Annotated in this window: 3 protein-coding genes; all 3 read left to right on the top strand. The window is 61.2% G+C overall.

Going from position 1 to position 2,596, the window contains the following annotated elements; all coding sequences use genetic code 11:
• Positions 1–94 precede the first annotated feature (94 nt).
• On the top strand, positions 95–511 hold the full coding sequence (locus NW820_RS05795; protein ID WP_414406940.1) for a rubredoxin: 417 nt from the start codon (positions 95–97) through the stop codon (positions 509–511).
• An 8-nt stretch (positions 512–519) separates the two neighbouring features.
• Entirely contained in the window at positions 520–1,509 is a 990-nt protein-coding gene (locus tag NW820_RS05790) for a photosynthesis system II assembly factor Ycf48 (protein WP_414406939.1), read from the top strand.
• 30 nt (positions 1,510–1,539) lie between these two features.
• A partial coding sequence (murG, locus tag NW820_RS05785) for an undecaprenyldiphospho-muramoylpentapeptide beta-N-acetylglucosaminyltransferase (protein WP_414406938.1) occupies positions 1,540–2,596 on the top strand: 1,057 nt, incomplete at its 3' end.

The following is a 2,596-nucleotide window of genomic DNA, read 5'->3' as shown; positions in this document are numbered from 1 at the left end:
GCGGGATCCCCCTGAGCAACAAGAAAGGGTCTGAGTAGATTTTTGTAACAATTCCTCTCATAATAGGATCGACGATGCAGATGGATCCCTGACCATGAATGGCTCGCAACCGGATCCCGGTGCTCAACCCCGTTCTCCCCAGACACCGAGGCTCATTGAGTTGCCGGAAGATGAAACCGATGCGCAGCTCAGCGATCCCCTGCGGATGCAGCGCTACGAATGTCGTTCTTGTGGCTATGTTTACGAACCGGCCAAGGGGGATCAGCTCAATCGGATCCCGGCGGGCGTGCCGTTTGAGGAATTGCCAGCCGATTGGAAATGTCCGGTGTGCCGAGCCGGTAAGCGCTCGTTCCAAGCAGTGGGCGCCAAGGGCAAGCCTTCCGGTTTTCAAGAGAACTTGCGCTACGGCCTGGGGGTGAACGTGATGACCCCTGCTCAAAAGAACCTGCTGATCTTCTTGGGACTGGCGCTGGGATTTTTATTTTTGATGAGTTTCTATTTCGTCGAGTGAGGGTCAAGATGTTCAAACCCCTGAGGCTGGTGCTGCTGATTGCTGTCTCGGTGCTGCTGATGGCGGCGGGGATGCCCAACATGCGGGTGGTCCCCTGGCAGCAGGTGGAAGTGCCCACCCAGAACATTCTGCTGGACATTGCCTTCACCGGCACCACCCCTTCCCATGGCTGGTTGGTGGGAGACAAGGCGACGCTGCTGGAATCCCGCGATGGGGGTCTGCACTGGCAGGTGCGGGAGCTGCCGGGTCTGGAGCCGGAAGCCTACCTGGCCTCCATTAGCTTTGCTGGGGCAGAAGGCTGGGTGGCCGGGCAGCCGAAGATCCTCCTCCACACCCTAAACGAGGGATCCGACTGGACTTCCATCCGCCTCAACAACCAACTGCCAGGGGAGCCGCTCTTGATCCAGGCTCTGGGCCCTGGCGCCGCCGAAATGGTGACCAATGTGGGGGCCATCTACCGCACCGAAGATGGCGGTCAGACCTGGCATGCCCAAGTGGATGAGCCGATTGGGGCCATCAAAAACATTGCCCGCGGCCCTGAAGGCGAATATCTGGCGGTGTCGTCGCGGGGCAGCTTCTACTTTCTGTACACTCCTGAAAGTCGCACCTGGAAGCCCTACCCGCGGGAAAGCTCCCGCCGCATTCAAAACATGGGCTTTGGCCCCCACGGCAGCGCTTGGAAATTGAACCAAGGGGCGGAGATCGCCTTTACCGATGACTTCACCTCCGGCCAGTGGTCGTCGCCGCTGCGTCCAGGGCGGGCCCTCAGCTTTGGCTACCTCAATGCCGCCTACCAGAACGACCACGACCTGTGGGTGGTGGGGGGTGGCGCTACCCTGATCCACAGCCCTGATGGTGGCAAAACCTGGGAACAGGCCAAGAAACTCAGCAACATCCCCGCCAACTTCTACAGCATTGAGTTTTTCGGCCCCGAGCAAGGGTTTATTCTGGGGCAACGGGGCACCCTCTTGCGCTATGTCAGCTCCAACAACTCCTGAAGGTCTCAGGGATCCCTAATCGGCACACGGGTGGACACACGCGCCAAGGATCCAGCTTCACGCCCGCGGCTGCTGGTTGCTGCCAGTGGCACTGGTGGCCACATTTTTCCGGCTTTGGCTATTGCCGAGCAGTTGCCCGACTGGCAGATCGAATGGCTGGGGGTGCCGGATCGGATGGAAGGGAAGCTGGTGCGGGAGCGCTATCCCTTGCACCGGGTTGTCATGTCCGGCTGGCAGGGATCCCCTCTCCACAGGCTGCAGGCCTTGGCCCAACTGGCCCGTGCGACCCTACAAGTGCGCCGACTCCTTATGTCGGGACGGTTTGATATTGTCCTGACCACCGGTGGGTACATTGCCGCTCCGGCCATTTTGGCCGCCTGTTCGCTGGGGGTGCCGGTGTTGCTGCACGAGTCCAATCGGATCCCGGGCAAAGTGACCCGTTGGTTGGGGAGATTTTGTCAGGTGGTGGCGCTGGGCATGGCAGAGACGGCAGAGCATTTGCCAGGGGTGGCTGCCCAAGTGGTGGGTACGCCGGTGCGGGCCGAGTTCTACACGCCCCAGCCTTTCCCTGCCGACCTCCCCATTCCCGACGGGGATCCCCTCATTGTGGTCATGGGGGGCAGCCAAGGGGCGCGGGGCCTCAACCGCATGGTGGCCACCTGTGCCCCAGCTTGGTTGGAGGCGGGGGCCTGGATTGTGCATTTGACCGGCGGCAGCGAAGCTCAAGATCCGGAAGCCAGGATCCCCAGCCATCCCCGCTACCGGCCCTTTCCTTTCCGTCGAGATGTAGCTGCCTTGTTGCAGCGGGCCAACTTTGCCATTAGCCGCGCCGGAGCCATGAGCCTGGCGGAGTTGCTGACCACCGCCACCCCAGCCATTTTGATCCCCTATCCCTTTGCCGCTGAGGATCATCAGTATCAGAATGCTCTGGCCTTTGTGGGGCGCGGTGGGGGGGTGGTCATGCGAGAATCCGAAGAGAATCTGGACTTGCTGCGGCAAACGGTGTTGACCTGGTTGGCCCAGCCGCAGGTGGTTGCCCAAATGGCCGCTCGCTTGCAGGCCGCAGCTCCTCCCAATGCCAGCAAGG

This window comes from Synechococcus sp. R55.7, assembly GCF_047461955.1.
Classification (GTDB): Bacteria; Cyanobacteriota; Cyanobacteriia; order Thermostichales; family Thermostichaceae; genus Thermostichus.
This window is presented reverse-complemented; position numbering and strand designations above follow the sequence as displayed.

Bases quoted from the DNA above. Each gene is read 5' to 3' on its own strand.
- NW820_RS05790 (WP_414406939.1), top strand. From the start codon at position 520: ATGTTCAAACCCCTGAGGCTGGTGCTGCTGATTGCTGTCTCGGTGCTG.
- NW820_RS05795 (WP_414406940.1), top strand. From the start codon at position 95: ATGAATGGCTCGCAACCGGATCCCGGTGCTCAACCCCGTTCTCCCCAG.